Origin of the sequence: Fibrobacter sp. UWH1 (assembly GCF_002210365.1) — a bacterium.
GTDB lineage: Bacteria > Fibrobacterota > Fibrobacteria > Fibrobacterales > Fibrobacteraceae > Fibrobacter.
In genome coordinates this window covers 1-15,082 of sequence record NZ_MWQG01000059.1, presented here as the reverse complement: position 1 = coordinate 15,082, position 15,082 = coordinate 1, and the positions used below count along the sequence as shown (strand labels likewise).

Genomic DNA, 15,082 nt, shown 5'->3' with positions numbered 1-15,082 from the left:
GAGAATCATCTAGCAAGGCTGCCTAAATGCTTCCACACATGTTGATGATGCCTCATTTTTCCCCGGCATTTTCTAGATTTGGGTTATGCGAATCGGAAATCTTTTTAAAGGTCTGGCTGTGTTGCTTGCTGCAACCACTTTTTCCTTTGCAGATAGCGTGACTCCAGAAGCACTTTCTGCCGGTGGTGCCGTAACTCGTGACCGTCAGTTGACCGAAATCTCCCAGATTTTGCGTGGGGGGCGTGGTGGTTATATCGATGCCGGTTTTTACTATTTGCCTTCTGCCGAGCAGATGCCTCTAGAAAGCAAATATGGCGAACATGATGGATTTGCTTTCAGGCAACATATGGCTGGTTTCTTCTCGGGCGATGTGAGCCCCGAAAGGTATTTCGGTTTAGTCCTTTGGTTCGACCGTTCCGGTTGGGATGGCGAAGATTTCGTTCTCTTCCCCCATTATACCGATTATTCCCTGGTCCGTTCTACAACGACTTGGGGTATGGTTTATACCGATGTAAAGTCTAACGCTACAATTGCTGCCGGTATGCAGCATTCCAATGTTGAACATGTAGGAAATATTTATGCCGACGAAAGCGATTCTTTGGCATACAGCTGGGGTTATTTCCGCTGGGGCAATTTTAGCGCAAGTGGAAGTTTCTACCGTACTTCCTGGCGGAACGCCCATGTGAATCTCGACCTGGAAAGCCGTTCCGTTTATGGGGGCCGCCTTTCTGGACCTTTGACTTACTTGCCCAATTTTGACATCGGATTTTATAATGGTCATGGGGAAGATTCCATCCGCGTCACATGGGAGCAGAACCTTTTTGCCCAACGTCTGTATGGAAAGGTCTCCTTTGATTTCCCTGATGGCGAATTCCATTCCGCTTCGTTGGCCTATTATCCGGATCCTTCCCGCATGATCGGCTTTGAAGCCACTTGCGTGCGTCGCGGTGTGCGCAGCGGATTTAAGGACCTGCTGTGGGGTGGTGCCGTAGACTTATTATTTGTACGTCTGGCTTACAATTCTTCTTATGACTATGACAATTTCTTTGGTGCCAAGGGAACCTTCATTGCCGAAGTCAAGTTTGGCTTGGCCGCTCTTGATGGTTTCCTGTTTGGTCGCGGTGCCGCAAGAACGGCTCCCCTGGAAACGGAAATCCTGAAGGAGAAGAATAAGTCCAAGTCTTCTGAAGAAAGCGGTTTCTCGTTGAATCCTGGATCATCCAAGACTATCGAGGCTAAGGGTATCCGCTACGAAAAGGGAGGTAAATAATGCGATTGCAGATAAAGTCTTTCCTTGTTTCAAGGTTTGCTGTACTTATTGCGATTCTCATTCTCCCATTGGTCTTGACCGGGTGCATTTCCCATTGGTTCCTAGAATCTTCTAGCCGACTCCAGATTGAAAATGGTACCGAGGATTATTCCATTGTGCGAGTTGATATCCTGGCCAATGATGGAACGTCCAAGAAGTGGATCGACGAAGTTATCCTTCCTGGCGAAAGGAGCCGGGTGGTCGAAGAGGATCTGGTGGGGGAATTTACTCTCCGTTTCAAGTACACCAAATCCAAGGACGGTTCGGGCAAGGTTTATGCCGATGATCGCTCCTTTGACTTGGATGGGGGGAGCCTCTATATGGTTGTTGAAGCGGATGGAGACTCGCTAACCTATCGATTCCGTTAGAAATTCCCGTAAAGCTTGACTTATGAACGTTTCGTAACCTGTTGGTGCGAAACGTTTTCTGCTTATTTTCTAAATTTGCCGCCGTGCAGATTACAAAGCTAAAGATTTTTGGTTTTAAGTCCTTTGCCCAAAGGACCGAAGTGAACTTCCCCACGAAGGGTCTTACCGCCGTGGTGGGCCCTAACGGTTGCGGTAAATCCAATATTACCGACGCTATCCGCTGGGTGCTTGGCGAACAGAAGGCCGCCGCACTTCGTATGGGCAAGATGCAGGACGTGATTTTCAGCGGTACCGAAGAACGTGCCGCCATGAGCCTTGCCGAAGTATCCATCGTGATTGATAACAGCGACGGAACTTTGAATTCTGAATATTCCGAAGTGATCGTGACCCGTCGCGTCCATCGTGATGGTTCCGGAGAATACCTGATTAACAACCAGGAATGTCGTCTTCGCGATGTGCATGCCTTGCTTTTTGACTCGGGTCTGGGTTCCAGTACGTATTCCCAGATGAACGCCGACATGATCAAGGCTGTGCTGTCTGACAAGGCCGACGACCGCCGCGTGCTTTTCGAAGAAGCAGCCGGCGTTAGCAAGTATAAGCAGCAGCGTAAGGAAACCCGCCGCCAGCTGGAACGTGTGCAGATGGATATGGATCGTGTGGAAGACAATCTGCGCAGTGTCCGCCGTTCTGTCCGTCAGTACGAAACCCAGGCTGAAAAGGTTAACGAATTTAAGCGTTTGAGCAAGCGCCTCCGCGAATTGGATCTTTCTGTCAGCGTCGACAAGTACGAAGATATGAAGGAAGGTCTTTCTACTCTGGATACCACCACCAAGCGAATGAACCACGAGGTGGAAAGCGCCAAGACCAACGCAACGGTGCTCCAGGCCAAGATTGACGAAAAGAAATTGTTGATCGCCGAAGATGAAACCGCATACCGTGATTTGGAACGCGATGTTCAGAAGGCCACCATCGAACTGAACGACTTGAATAACAACATCGGTCGTATCCGTGATGTGGTGTCTAGCCTGGAATCCGCCAACGATCGCGCCCAGGAAGAAATTAGCCGCAACCAGTCCAAGGTCGAGGAATTGACCGTGGAACGTGGTCGCCTTGAAGAAGAAAATGCGGCTCTGGGTTCCGACAACGAAATGGACGAACTGAATGCCCTGCTGGAACGTGAACGGGAAACCTTGCAGGTCATGCGTGATAAGCTGGATGACTTGCGCCAGCAGTCTAGGGAACTTTCTAACCAGCGTCTGCAGGCAACCAACAAGGCCAACTCTCTCAAGAGCCGCTTTGAACGTATGGATGCCGAAGCCGCCCTGCTCCAGGGAAACTTGACCCGCTGGCAGGGGGAACTGGAAAACCTGAATAACCAGAAGAATTCTGCCCAGGACATTATCCGCGATATCCAGGAAAATATGGATAGGGCAGATGAAGATATTGAACGTCTGACCGAACAGAAATCTACCCGTGAAGAACGTCTGGAAGCCGGCAAGGCTGACCTTCAGGAAGCCCAGAAGAAGTTACAGAATCTGCGCAACGAAGAGGCTCGCCTCCAGTCTAGAATTGACGTACTTCAGAGCGTAGCCAACGAAGGAACTGATGCCAGCCGTTGGCTCATGGAGAACAAGGCCGACGTGGTTGGTGGCCTTTTGAGCGAACGTATCGAGGCCGCTCCCGAATATGCTTCCCAGGTGGAAGCCGCCCTGGGCGACTTGATGGATGCCGTGGTGGTGGCCAACGATTCCGCCGTGGTGGACGTGGTCAATTCCATGAAGGGCTACAATGTGGGCAAGGCCCTGCTGGCCCTGGCAAGCGATAGCGCTCCTGCATACACGGGAACCATTTCCGGTGAAGGAGTTGTGGGCTGCCTGAATGACTTTGTAAAGGCTGATCCCGAAATCGGTCCCTGGCTTTCTGGAATCCTTTCCCGCTACTTTGTGGTGGATTCACTGCAGACGGCCTTGAACTTCGCCCGTTCCATGCGTGACGAGGATCTTTGCTTTGTGGCACCCGATGCCATTGTCCGTACTAGCGGCCTGGTTTCCAGCGGTGCGGCGACTTCTGGAGCCTTGTCTCGCAAGAATGAAATTGCCGAAGCTCTGGAACTGCTGGAAAATGCCCAGTCCGAAGCTTCCCAGATGGAAGATGAAGTGGCCCGCATCCAGGAACTTGTGGATGAAGATAGCCAGATGCTTGCTTCCCTGGCTGATGAAATTCGCGAAAAGCAGGATATGAAGCGTGGCGGTACCGCAGGCCTTTCTATCCAGAACAATACGGTTCAGAACTGCGACCGTCGCATTGCCCAGCTTGAAAATGACATCCGCAATGCGGAAAGCAAGATTCAGGCTGCCGAAGAATCCAAGAACAGCGATGCCGAACTTCAGGAAGCTTCCGCTACGATGGAACGTGTGGAAGCCGAATACTCCAGAGTCAACGACGAACTGACGGAACAGGATACCATGTATCGCGAGAAGGAAGAAGATGTCCGCGAACTGGAACGTTCCGCCAACGACAAGAACGCCCGCCTGGCTCAGAACGAAAACCGCCTGAAGAGTATTGCCGATCAGATCGGTTACCTGGAAAATTCCATCAGGAACCGTTCCGAAGAAATGGAAAAGAATATCATCGCCATCGAAAAGAATAACGAAGATGGCCGCGAACTTGAAATCCAGATCCAGTCCAAGGATTCTGCCCTCCGCGATCTCGAAGGTCAGCGCGACTTGGCCAAGGAAAAGTTCGACCTGGTTTCTGGCGACCTTGAAGAATGGCGCTCCGAGGTAAACCGCCTCCGTGACGACATGATCGAGAAGATGAAGGAATTGAACGACGTGGGCCGCCGTCAGGAAGCCTTGCAGGCCAACCTGGACCGCCTCGTGGAACGCGTGACCAACGAATACAATTTCGACCTTTCTAATCCTGAAGACTTTGAACGTGTGGAATACAGCCAGCCCGAAGCTGACCGCGAAATTCGCGAACTCCGTGGCAAGATCAAGGAACTGGGCCCCATCAACGTGAACGTGATGGAAGACTACGAAGACGAAAAGAAACGTCTTGAAGAAGTGGAAAAGCAGTTCGACGATTTGGACCGCGCCCGTGCCTCTCTGGATCGTACTATCACCAAGCTGGACGACATCGCCCGCAAGCGCTATCTGGATACTTTCGCACGCATTCAGAAGAACTTCCAGTTCGTGTTCAGTAAGCTGTTCCTGAATGGCGAAACCAAGATGAGTCTTATCGAAAAGGTAGACGAAATGGGCAAGCCCATGGATATCCTGGACGCCGATATCGAAATTAACGTCCGTCCTACCGGTAAGAAGATGCGTGGCATCAAGGCCCTGTCTGGTGGTGAACATGCTTTGACCGCAACGGCACTGCTCTTCGCCATCTACATGGAAAAGCCGTCTCCGTACTGCGTGCTGGACGAAGTGGATGGTCCTCTGGACGACGCTAACGTGGGTCGTTTCATGGCCCTCCTCCGTGAATTCAGCAAGCAGACCTTGTTCATCGTGGTGACCCATAACAAGCGTACCATGGCTGAAGCCGATATGCTGTACGGCGTGACCCAGGAAATCAAGGGTATTTCCCGTATTGCTAGCGTTCAGCTTGCCGATGCAACTAAGTTCGCGATTTAAGACCGCTCGCGCTAAGGCCGGAGAAGATCATCCTGTAGGCGCTCGCTCTCGCAACGGCGACTCGTTAATACGAGCTGTCTTATGCTCACGTAAGACCGCTCGCGCTAAGGCCGGAGAAGAACATCCTGTAGGCGCTCGCTCTCGCAACGGCGGCTCGTTAATACGAGCAGCCTTATGCTTACGTAGTACTAAGGTTCGGGGGTGCGCCTTTGCTTAGTAATTCGGTAAAGGGCATTTTTTACGGGTGTGGTGCCGCCATCTGTTACGGCACTAATCCGTTGGGAGCCTTGTTCCTGTATCGCGAAGGGTTGTCCCCTGAATCGGTGCTGTGCTATCGCTTTGCTACGGCCATTGTGCTGCTGGCTCTGCTGATGTTGTTCAACCGCAATCGGTTCGCCATCAAGAAGGCTGAGATTCTTCCTCTTGCGGTTCTTGGATTCCTGTTTGCCTTTTGTGCCCTGACTCTTTTTGCGGCTTTCAATTACATGGATGCAGGACTTGCCTCCACGCTACTTTTTCTTTATCCGTTAGAAGTAGCCCTTATGATGGCCCTCATCTATAAGGAACGCCTAACCGCCAAAACCGGTGCCGCCATCGCTTTGTCTCTTTTGGGGATCGGTCTCCTGTATCGAGGTGGGGAAGGGGGTATGCCCCTGAGTTCCATCGGGCTTCTGCTGGTATTCCTTTCTTCTTTCACTTATGCCATTTATATCGTGTTCGTGAACAAGGCCAATTTGCAGATGGGACCCCTGAAGCTTACCTTCTACGTGATGATTTTCTGCCTGTTGTTCCTTACGCTGTATTCCGTGTGCCTTGGGTCGGGGCTTCCTCCCTTGCTGCAGTCCCCGTCTTCGTACGGGTGGGCCCTGATGCTTGGTTTTGTACCTACCGTGTTGTCTCTGGTACTGATGACCAAGGCGGTTAAGATTGTGGGTTCCACTTCCACGGCGATTATGGGTGGCCTTGAACCTCTTACGGCTGTAGTTATTGGGGTTTGCGTCTTTGGAGAAACGCTGACTATAAGACTTGCGTTGGGTATTTTGCTGGTTCTTGCCTCGGTTGTCGTGTTGGCCGTAAAGAAAAAGTGATAAAACTATCGGCATAATTACGAGTTGTAGTAATAGGACGTTTGCATACGGCCTATTTTTTTTATAAGATTAGAGTATATGGTTTTATTGAATAAAATAAAGGATTTTGCTCTTTTTGCCGGCTTTACTCGTGAGCAGTATTCTCAGGCTAGCGAACTTTTTCCGGAATCCAACCGAAAACTTTTGATGGCTTTGTCTTTTTTGCTGGGTACGGTCGTGCTTGCCCTGGCTCTGGCAGCCATATTCTGGGAAAGCCGCGGTGTCATGGTGAGCTCTCTTGCCTACATCGCCTTTTCTGTGCTGAATTACGGCATGTTCTTTATTTCCTATAAGTTTGGCGTCTCGTTCCCGAAGGTCATTCTCCCTTTTTGCTATGTGGTCTTGATTTCGTGCTACATTCTTGCGATTTATGCCGGATGTGCCCATGGGCCTAGGGGATTGGCTGTGGCCATGGCGGCTATGGTGGTTGTCCTTCCGATTTTCTTTTACGATTTGCCCCTTCGAATGATCGGGTTGAATATTGTAGGTACCGGGGCTTTCCTGGTTTGCAGTCACCACGTGAAGGATTACGAAATCTTTTTGGCGGATGTTGTTGACGTTGTTCCCTTTGCTGTGGCCGGTTGCATGCTTTGCTACGTGATAAATCGAACCAAGGTGAATGACTTACATCAACGTAAGGAACTGGCGAAGCAATCTGCAAAGATTGACGAGTTGAACTTCAGTCTCATTGCCCGAAACAGCGAACTGGAAACGAGCCTTGAACATGAACGTCTGAACTCCTCGGTGATTCGTTGTCTGGGTAACCCTTTTTATGCCCTCTACCTTTTTGATCTAGAAAAAAAGAACTTCAAGGAAATCAAGTCTACAGAGGCAATTCGTAACCTGGTTGGTGTAGAAGGGGATGCAAGACAGGGATTCTACCTGTTGACAGAAAAGACTGTGTCGGCCGAAGATAAGGCTGCCATCAGTCGTTTTACAGATATTGATACCATGCAAGAACGATTGAGGGGCAAGAACACCATTACAGAGGAATTCCTTGGGGTTTTCTCGGGCTGGAGTCGTGCCCTGATTATTCCTCTGACCTTGAACGAATTTGGTGATACGGTTGAGGCTCTATTTTGCGCACGTTCCATTAACGACGAAAAGCAGGCTTTGCTTCGTCAGGAACATTTGCAGAAGTTGAATGAGTCCATCAAGTCGGGCATGTGGAATGTTGATTTTGATGAGGCTGGCGAGATTGTCTCGTGCTACCGTAGTGAAGCCTACCGCAAGATGATGGGGTACTCTTCTATTGATGAGTTCCCGAATACGTTGGACGCCTGGTCGGAGCGGCTTCACCCCGAAGACCGCGATATTATCCTTAATTCTTTCTGGACTGCGGTATACGACAGGTCTGATCGAATTGTATACGATGTAGAATATCGAGCCAAGATGAAGAATGGGGTCTACCATTGGTTCCATGCGGCTGGGCGTGTGACTAGACGTAAAAATGGATCGCCCATTTCGATGATCGGTGTGTTTATCGATATCAATAACCAGAAAGAAATGGAACTTCAGCTGGAACAGCAGCAGGCAACCTTGCGGGACGCCTTTGTGACTGCACAGCAGGCCAGCGCCGCCAAGTCTGCTTTCCTGAATAACATGAGCCATGATATTCGAACTCCGCTGAACGCAATCCTTGGTTTCTCTAGCCTGGCCAGTACTCACCTAGATGAACGTGAGCAGTTAAAGGGCTACATCTCAAAGATTTCTACAGCCGGTCGCCACTTGCTGGAACTGGTGAACGATGTCCTGGATATGAGCCGCATCGAAAGCGGTAAGGTCAAGATCGATGAAGCTCCTGCCAGCATTTCTGCGATGATCCGTGAAATCGAGACCATCGTCAATGAAAGCTCCAAGGAAAAGTCTCTAACCTTGATTTTTGATACCAGTGAAGTTATTAACGATTCTGTCTCTTGCGACAAGTTGCGACTGAACCAGGTTCTTTTGAACTTGATGGGAAATGCAATCAAGTTTTCTCATGATGGCGGTCATGTTTCCTTGCGAGTTAAGCAGAAGGGGGCCGCTGTTGACCAGTCTGCCGCCTACGAGTTGGTCGTAGAAGATGATGGCATCGGAATGAGTGAGGAATTCCTGAAGCACGTATTCGAACCTTTTGAACGTGAGAAGACTTCGACGGTCAGCGGCATTCAGGGAACGGGCCTGGGCCTTGCCATTTGCAAGAACATCGTGAATATGATGGGCGGTACCATTTCTGTGCAGAGTGAATCTGGGAAGGGGACCAAGTTTACGGTTTCACTCAGCTTCAAGATCGAGGAAACGGTTGTTGTCGAAGAGCCTGATGTCAAGATCGAGAATATTGCGCCCAAGAGTTTCAAGGGTCTGAAGGTCTTGCTGGTAGAAGACAATGAACTGAACGCGGAAATCGCCCAGAGTATTTTGCAGGAAGCAGGCTTTGTGGTGGATACCGTGGGAGACGGTTCTGTTGCCGTTGAACGAATCCGTACCGCGGAATTGGGGCAGTATGACGTAATCCTTATGGATGTGCAGATGCCTGTTATGGATGGCTACGAGGCGACCCGCCAGATTCGTGCCATGCACCGTTCCGGAATTTCTAGCCTGCCAATTATTGCCGTAACTGCAAATGCCTTTGAAGAAGACCGCTTGCAGGCTTTGCAGGCGGGTATGGATGGTCATGTAGGCAAGCCTATCGAGATTCCAAAGCTGTTGAAAACTCTGGAATCTGTGCTTCGCTAAGTCCCAGGCGAAAACACCTGAAAGAACTACGAAAAAAAATCCGCGAGTTTGACTCGCGGATTTTTTTGTGTTCATAAGGTTTGAAGTTTATTCTTCGAACTTCTTAATAATCACGATACCGTTGTGACCGCCGAAGCCCAGGGAGGCAGAGGCTGCACAGTCGATGTTGCCCTTGACGCCAACATTGGGAACGTAGTCCAGGTCGCATTCCGGATCCGGAGTTTCGTAGTTGATGGTGGCGGGGTAGAAGGAGTTGCAAACAGCCAGGGTGGTAATGATGGCTTCGCAGACACCGGCGGCACCTACGCAGTGACCGGTCATGCTCTTGGTGCTGGACACCTTGATTTCGCGGGCGCGCTTTTCGCCCAGGGCAATCTTCAGCATGGCGGTTTCAGTCAGGTCGTTCAGGTGGGTAGAAGTACCGTGGGCGTTGTAGTAGTCGATATCTTCGGGAGTAACGCCAGCGTCCTTCATGGCGCGTTCGAAAGCCTTGGCGCAGATGGAACCATCGGGGCGGGGGCTGGTAATGTGGTAGTTGTCGGCAGAAGCGCCGTAGCCAGCCAGTTCGGCGTAGATCTTGGCGCCGCGGGCCTTTGCGTGTTCCAGTTCTTCGAGAACGAGAACTGCGCCGCCTTCACCCATGATAAAGCCGGAACGGTCCTTGTCGAAGGGGCGGCTAGCCTTTTCGGGGCAGTCGTTGAACTTGTCGGTGAGGGCGTGCATGCCGGCGAAGGCCTTGATGGAGTAGTCGGTAATACCGCTTTCGGAACCACCGGCAAGGCAGACGTCCAGACGACCGGAGCGGACTGCATCCAGGGCAACGCCGATAGCGTCGGTACCGGAAGCGCAAGCAGTTGCAATAGTCCAGGCGCAACCGTTAATGCCCAGGGCGATGGTCACGTTGGCTGCGGCTTCGTTGGGAATCAGTTCGGCCATAGCCAGCGGAGAAACGCGGCGCTTGTTGCCATCTACATACTGGTTGAAGGTGCTGTCGAGAATGTCCATGCCGCCGAGACCGCTACCTGCGATGACACCGGTGGTATCTGCGTGGAGGATTTCTTCGGTGAGCTTGGAGTCGGCGACGGCTTCGTTGGCGGCAGCCAGCAGGAACTGGGTGAAGCGGGCCATGCGGCGGGCTTCCTTGGGATCAATGCCGTGTTCTTCGGGCTTGAATTCCTTGACTTCTGCGGCAATCTTGACGGGGCAGTTGGTGGCGTCGAACAAGGTGATGGGGCCTACGCCGCACTTGCCTTCTTCGATGGCCTTCCACAGGTCATTAACGTTCTTGCCAACGGGTGTAACAGCACCCATACCGGTAATCACAACTCTTCTTCTGTTCATAGAATTCTCGTTAAAAGTTTTGGTCAAATATAGAAATCCCAGCGCATTTTACGCCGGGATTCCTTAGACTTTGTCCTGTTTACTTTTCGGCTCCGTTAGCTTCGGACTTTGCTTCTGTCGTTGCCTTTTCCTTGTCGTTGTCGCGGATGGTGGCACGACGGATCTTGCCGCTGATGGTCTTGGGCAGTTCAGAAACGAAGTCGATGTAGCGGGGGCTCTTGTAAGCAGCAGCCACCTTCTTTGTGAACAGCTGGATTTCCTTGGCCAGTTCCTTGGAAGCCTCGTAACCCTTGTGGAGCACGATGGTTGCCTTGACGGCCTGGCCGCGGGCTGCGTCTTCTACGCCAGTCACAGCCACTTCCATAACGGCAGGATGCTGATGGAGAACTTCTTCCACTTCAAAGGGACTTACGCGGTAGCCAGAGGTCTTGATCAGGTCGTCGGTACGTCCCACGAACCAGAAGTAACCATCCTTGTCCTTCCAGGCGGTATCGCCGGTGTGGTAAACACCACCTTCGAAAACCTTCTCGGTACGTTCCGGATCGCGGTAGTAGCCGCCGAATAGGCCGAAGGGCTTGCCGCCATCGATGCGGATGATGATTTCGCCCACTTCTTCAACGCCGCAGGAAGTTCCGTCGGGGTTGATGATGTCCAGGTTATAGCCGGGGGAGGGGCGGCCCATGGAACCGGGCTTGGCTTCCATCCATTCGTAGTTGCCGGTAATGAGGGTGGATTCGGTCTGACCGTAACCTTCGCGAAGTTTATGGCCGGTCTTTTCGAGCCACCTATTGAAAATGTCGGAACTGAGAGCTTCGCCTGCGGTAACGCAGTAGGTGAGGCTAGACAGGTCGTACTTGCTCAAATCCTGCTGCAGCAAGTAGCGGTAGGCGGTAGGAGGTGCGCAGAATGTGGTAATCTTGTATTCTGCCATCTTTTCCAGCATCTTGCCGGGGATGAACACCTTCATGTCGTATACAAAGACTGCGGAACCTGCAATCCACTGACCGTAGATCTTGCCCCACATGGCCTTTGCCCAGCCGGTTTCTGCAATACTCAGGTGACGTCCGCCATCTACGACGTGCTGCCAGAAACGTGCGGTATTGATGTGTCCCAACGGGTAAGTAAAGGTGTGGGCCACCATCTTGGGGTTGCTGGAAGTTCCGCTGGTAAAATAGACCAGCATGATGTCGTCATTCTTGGTAGCTTCTTCGCCGACCGGACGGGGAAATTCCGGAGACATGATTTCGTAGTCGTCGTAGAAGCTGATCCAGCCTTGACGGGCCTGGCCGATAGTCACAAGCTTTTCTACGGAGGAGCACTTGGACTTGGCGGTCTCCACTTCCTTCTGGAGGGAGGGCTCGTCGTAGGATACCACCATCTTGATTTCTGCAGCATCGAAACGGTATTCCAGATCGTGGGCGGAAAGCATGTTGGTGGCGGGGATGACGATGGCGCCAATGCGGTGAAGGGCTATGATGAAGAACCAGAATTCATAGCGACGGCGGAGGATAAGCATCACGCGGTCGCCCTTCTTGATTCCCTGTTCCTTCAGGAAGTTTGCTGTACGCTGGGAGGCACGGGAAAGGTCCTTGAAGGTGAAGATATGACTTTCGTCGTTATCGTCGCACCATACCAGGGCTTCGCGTTTAGGTTCGTTCTTTGCGTACTCGTCTACGACGTCGTAAGCGAAGTTGAAATTGTCGGGGATAGAAATCTTGAAGTTCTCGTGGAGATCTTCATAGGAATTGTAGTCAACTCGACTTAAAAAATTGTTTAAAATCATCATTCGTTCCGTTATGATTATGGACGATTACAGGTCCTTGTACATCACTTTTTCACGCATGGTGGATACGTAACGGATTAAGTTCAAAATTCTCTTTTCGCCAATGGTAAAGAAATCCTTCTGGTGGAATACCAGACGGGGAATGCCGCCGGGGAGCATCATGGTCAGGCAGGCTCTGGTCTGGGCGATTCCCAGAAGAATATCTGGGACGATGGAGAAGCTGAGAGCCTTGGATGGAATCTTCTTGATGGAGCCGTCTCTCTTGCTGTAAATAAAATGCAGGTCTTCGTAGTTGTCGAACTGTTCCAGAGCCTGTTCGCGCAGGTGACGGTTACCGAACCAAATGGGCGGGACAAAGCCAGAGGGAATGGCGTGGCTGCAGTTGGCCTTCCAAAGGGCAAGGCTGCGTTTCAGGAGGGCGATGGTGAATTTTTCATCGAGACCGGCGAATTCGGCTTCGTTGCCGGAAATCCATTGGGCAATTTTACCAACCCAAGTTCTGTTGACTGCCAGGTCTGCACGGTGATGTGCGCCGTGAATCATGATTTCGTAGCCTTCGTCAACGAACTGCTGGATGGTTGCCTGGAATTCTTCGGCTTCGGATTCCGGAACACCGCCGATGGAGGGGACCACGGCGATACTGATGGGGGAACCTGCAGCTTCAGCCAGCTTGCGGATTTGTACGGAAGCCTTCTTGAAATTCTTCGCATTGAAGTTGTGATAGCACAGAATGAACTTCTTTCGCTTGTTGCGATATTCTTCAGCAGCTTGAAGGTCGGCAATATCCTTATTGATTTCCATAATAAACCTTTGGTGTTCTCGTTAAAGATTGTCTTTGTCGAGCTTGTTGTTGACGAAAATGTGGAATGCAGCAAACAGGGCGGCTGCGACAACGGCCAGTCTGCAGATCATCTTGCTAAAGGAATTTTCCATATTGGACTCCGTTTAATTTTTTTTATAAAATAGAATAAAATGAAGGCGGAAATTCGCTTGAGATGTTTTTTTAACTTATGAAAAAGTACCTTGCAAACTCAAGGATTGTAAGTTTTTTTGTAAGTTTGTGTTTTTTTTTGTAAAATTTCGCTTTTTTTTACGGTTCACGGTTCTCGGCGACCCAAATTTTGACCGTGCTATTGCTTTCAACTATAGCGTGCAGGTAATGTAGGCCGCTAATTAGGTGTCCACGGGAGTCCAGTTCCAGGCAAACTCCATAAGTGTCGAACCGCCCCTTCTTCATCTGGATGGCGGTGGCATGAACCCAGGATTCATCGACGGATTCGTCGCTTAAGCTATTGGCGATGAGACCTCGGGCTGTTTCTGGGTCAATGTCTCTGAGTGAGCGTGTTCTGGCAGGAATCATATATGCAAAAATAAAAAATACCGCCAGTTTCTTTCTGGCGGCATCCTTTTAAATGGGCTAGTTTTTAAGTAAACTTTCGCTGAACCATTCCGAATAGATTATGTTGTAATCGCCCCCGTTGGACCATCGAGCGCTTAAGACGCTTTGGGAGGATAAGACTGTTCTGTCATTAATGATGTTTTCGCAGTCCTCGATAAGGAATTTTGCAGACGTAAAAGTGTCAAAAGAAAGATCGAGATATTTTATCTGGAGAACCATTATGGTGTCTGAAGAAACCTTGGTAAGGACGCTTCCTGTAGGTTCGTTGAGTGGTAATGCGACCACGTAGTATTTACAGGATTTATCCCTTTTTGAAAAATGTCCGATTGAATCCGTTTTAGGGAAACAGGAGGAAATATGCTTTCTATCGACGGGATAGATATTGTTGTCTATGTCTGGGTAGGGGTAGGAGCTCGTGGAATCCTGATTCGTTTGACACTCCGAATCCGAGATATATGCCATTACATGTTTGTCGAAGGACAAATCTTCTGGGTCGGCATACTGCAGTGCGAGACGATTCAGTGTATTGACCGTTGTATCAACAACGACAGGATCCGCCTTGGGGTCATGTTTGTTTGGAAGAGTTATTTCGGGCTGCTCTTGGGGCTCGGCTTCGTTAACGATCTTGCAGCTGAGGTCCATTGATTTGCTAAATGCTTTTTCTACATCATCAATGGATGTGGCCTCAGTTTCTGTTACGCAGGCGTAATTGAAGCTGTTTCCCTTAATATAAAGTGAATCTGCTATGATGTTTACATCGTCCTTTCCGCCTGTGCAGGCTTTTGACAAGTTGATAACCAGACTGTCAATGTTGGCTGCTAGATGGCGGCCAAAGAAAGCCATGTTGAGTTGTCCTTGGCTGATTTTTGCGATACCGATAATACCGGAATAATCGGGCTCGTATGGAATTACGGGACATGAAGCTTTTACGGCGTTTTCTTTTTTGTAGATTTCGATGTTTGTTAAACCTACCGAACGGCTGTCTGTTTTGGACGTGCTGAGGGTGAGTATTTCTTTCAAGTCGATGGCGATGCTGCTTGACGATTTTGTGTCGGCTTTCGGGGCAGAACTACTGCTTGTAGTTTCGTTGTCGTCGATAGGACTTCCTGAAACCTGATCGTCCGAACATGCCATGAACATCAGCAGGCTTAAAATCCCTGCGGTGGTAAAGAATATTTTTTTCATGTAAACCTCCTAACCTTAAAAAAACGTGCTTTTGGGGTTCCCCAATTGCATTTTCATCCCCGAATATACCTTCTTTTCTTAATAAAAGCTATACTTTTTTTTTATTCAAAAAATGAATGGCGCTAGTTAAAAAACACACCCTATTAGAAACTGAGATTTACCTACCTAAAAACTGTATCTTAGATACTTGGTCTAACCTAATTTTTGTTAGGTT

10 protein-coding genes are annotated in these 15,082 nt (G+C 50.1%); 5 read left to right on the top strand and 5 right to left on the bottom strand.

The features are described from left to right. The first annotated feature begins 85 nt into the window (after positions 1 to 85). The 5 genes from B7992_RS15425 to B7992_RS15405 all read left to right on the top strand — a co-directional run bounded on the left by B7992_RS15425 (position 86) and on the right by B7992_RS15405 (position 9,160). Positions 86 to 1,270: a hypothetical protein gene (locus B7992_RS15425; protein ID WP_073235104.1), complete on the top strand. Its 1,185-nt coding sequence runs from the start codon at positions 86 to 88 to the stop codon at positions 1,268 to 1,270. Further along, positions 1,270 to 1,677 carry a hypothetical protein gene (locus tag B7992_RS15420; protein WP_073161341.1) on the top strand — a complete coding sequence of 136 codons (408 nt, stop codon included), beginning with the start codon at positions 1,270 to 1,272 and terminating at the stop codon, positions 1,675 to 1,677. Before B7992_RS15425 ends, B7992_RS15420 begins: the two co-directional genes overlap by 1 nt. 83 nt (positions 1,678 to 1,760) lie before the next feature. Continuing rightward, entirely contained in the window at positions 1,761 to 5,315 is a 3,555-nt protein-coding gene (gene smc / locus B7992_RS15415) for a chromosome segregation protein SMC (protein ID WP_088666732.1), read from the top strand. 209 nt (positions 5,316 to 5,524) lie between these two features. Beyond that, complete coding sequence (locus B7992_RS15410) at positions 5,525 to 6,403, top strand: DMT family transporter (RefSeq protein WP_088666731.1); 879 nt, start codon at positions 5,525 to 5,527, stop codon at positions 6,401 to 6,403. Positions 6,404 to 6,481: 78 nt separating this feature from the next. Next, positions 6,482 to 9,160 carry a hybrid sensor histidine kinase/response regulator gene (locus B7992_RS15405; protein ID WP_073161339.1) on the top strand — a complete coding sequence of 893 codons (2,679 nt, stop codon included), beginning with the start codon at positions 6,482 to 6,484 and terminating at the stop codon, positions 9,158 to 9,160. Positions 9,161 to 9,247: 87 nt separating this feature from the next. Here the strand turns inward: B7992_RS15405 and fabF are convergent, their stop codons facing one another. From fabF to B7992_RS15380, 5 genes are all read right to left on the bottom strand, one after another. Then, positions 9,248 to 10,501, bottom strand: a complete 1,254-nt coding sequence (gene fabF, locus B7992_RS15400; RefSeq protein ID WP_073161390.1) for a beta-ketoacyl-ACP synthase II — start codon at positions 10,499 to 10,501, stop codon at positions 9,248 to 9,250. Positions 10,502 to 10,580: 79 nt separating this feature from the next. Next, positions 10,581 to 12,284 (bottom strand): AMP-binding protein, encoded by a 1,704-nt coding sequence (locus tag B7992_RS15395; protein ID WP_073285481.1) that lies wholly within the window; start codon positions 12,282 to 12,284, stop codon positions 10,581 to 10,583. A 27-nt stretch (positions 12,285 to 12,311) separates the two neighbouring features. Beyond that, positions 12,312 to 13,085, bottom strand: coding sequence for a DUF2334 domain-containing protein (locus tag B7992_RS15390; RefSeq protein ID WP_073235110.1), 774 nt, complete (start codon positions 13,083 to 13,085; stop codon positions 12,312 to 12,314). A gap of 289 nt (positions 13,086 to 13,374) precedes the next feature. Next, positions 13,375 to 13,644, bottom strand: coding sequence for a hypothetical protein (locus B7992_RS15385; protein WP_088666730.1), 270 nt, complete (start codon positions 13,642 to 13,644; stop codon positions 13,375 to 13,377). Positions 13,645 to 13,701: 57 nt separating this feature from the next. Next, on the bottom strand, positions 13,702 to 14,868 hold the full coding sequence (locus tag B7992_RS15380) for a hypothetical protein (protein WP_088666729.1): 1,167 nt from the start codon (positions 14,866 to 14,868) through the stop codon (positions 13,702 to 13,704). Positions 14,869 to 15,082: the final 214 nt, after the last annotated feature.

Coding starts and splice junctions, on each gene's coding strand:
- B7992_RS15425 (WP_073235104.1), top strand. CDS start 86: ATGCGAATCGGAAATCTTTTTAAAGGTCTGGCTGTGTTGCTTGCTGCA.
- B7992_RS15420 (WP_073161341.1), top strand. CDS start 1,270: ATGCGATTGCAGATAAAGTCTTTCCTTGTTTCAAGGTTTGCTGTACTT.
- B7992_RS15405 (WP_073161339.1), top strand. CDS start 6,482: ATGGTTTTATTGAATAAAATAAAGGATTTTGCTCTTTTTGCCGGCTTT.
- fabF (WP_073161390.1), bottom strand. CDS start 10,501: ATGAACAGAAGAAGAGTTGTGATTACCGGTATGGGTGCTGTTACACCC.
- B7992_RS15395 (WP_073285481.1), bottom strand. CDS start 12,284: ATGATTTTAAACAATTTTTTAAGTCGAGTTGACTACAATTCCTATGAA.
- B7992_RS15390 (WP_073235110.1), bottom strand. CDS start 13,085: ATGGAAATCAATAAGGATATTGCCGACCTTCAAGCTGCTGAAGAATAT.
- B7992_RS15385 (WP_088666730.1), bottom strand. CDS start 13,644: ATGATTCCTGCCAGAACACGCTCACTCAGAGACATTGACCCAGAAACA.
- B7992_RS15380 (WP_088666729.1), bottom strand. CDS start 14,868: ATGAAAAAAATATTCTTTACCACCGCAGGGATTTTAAGCCTGCTGATG.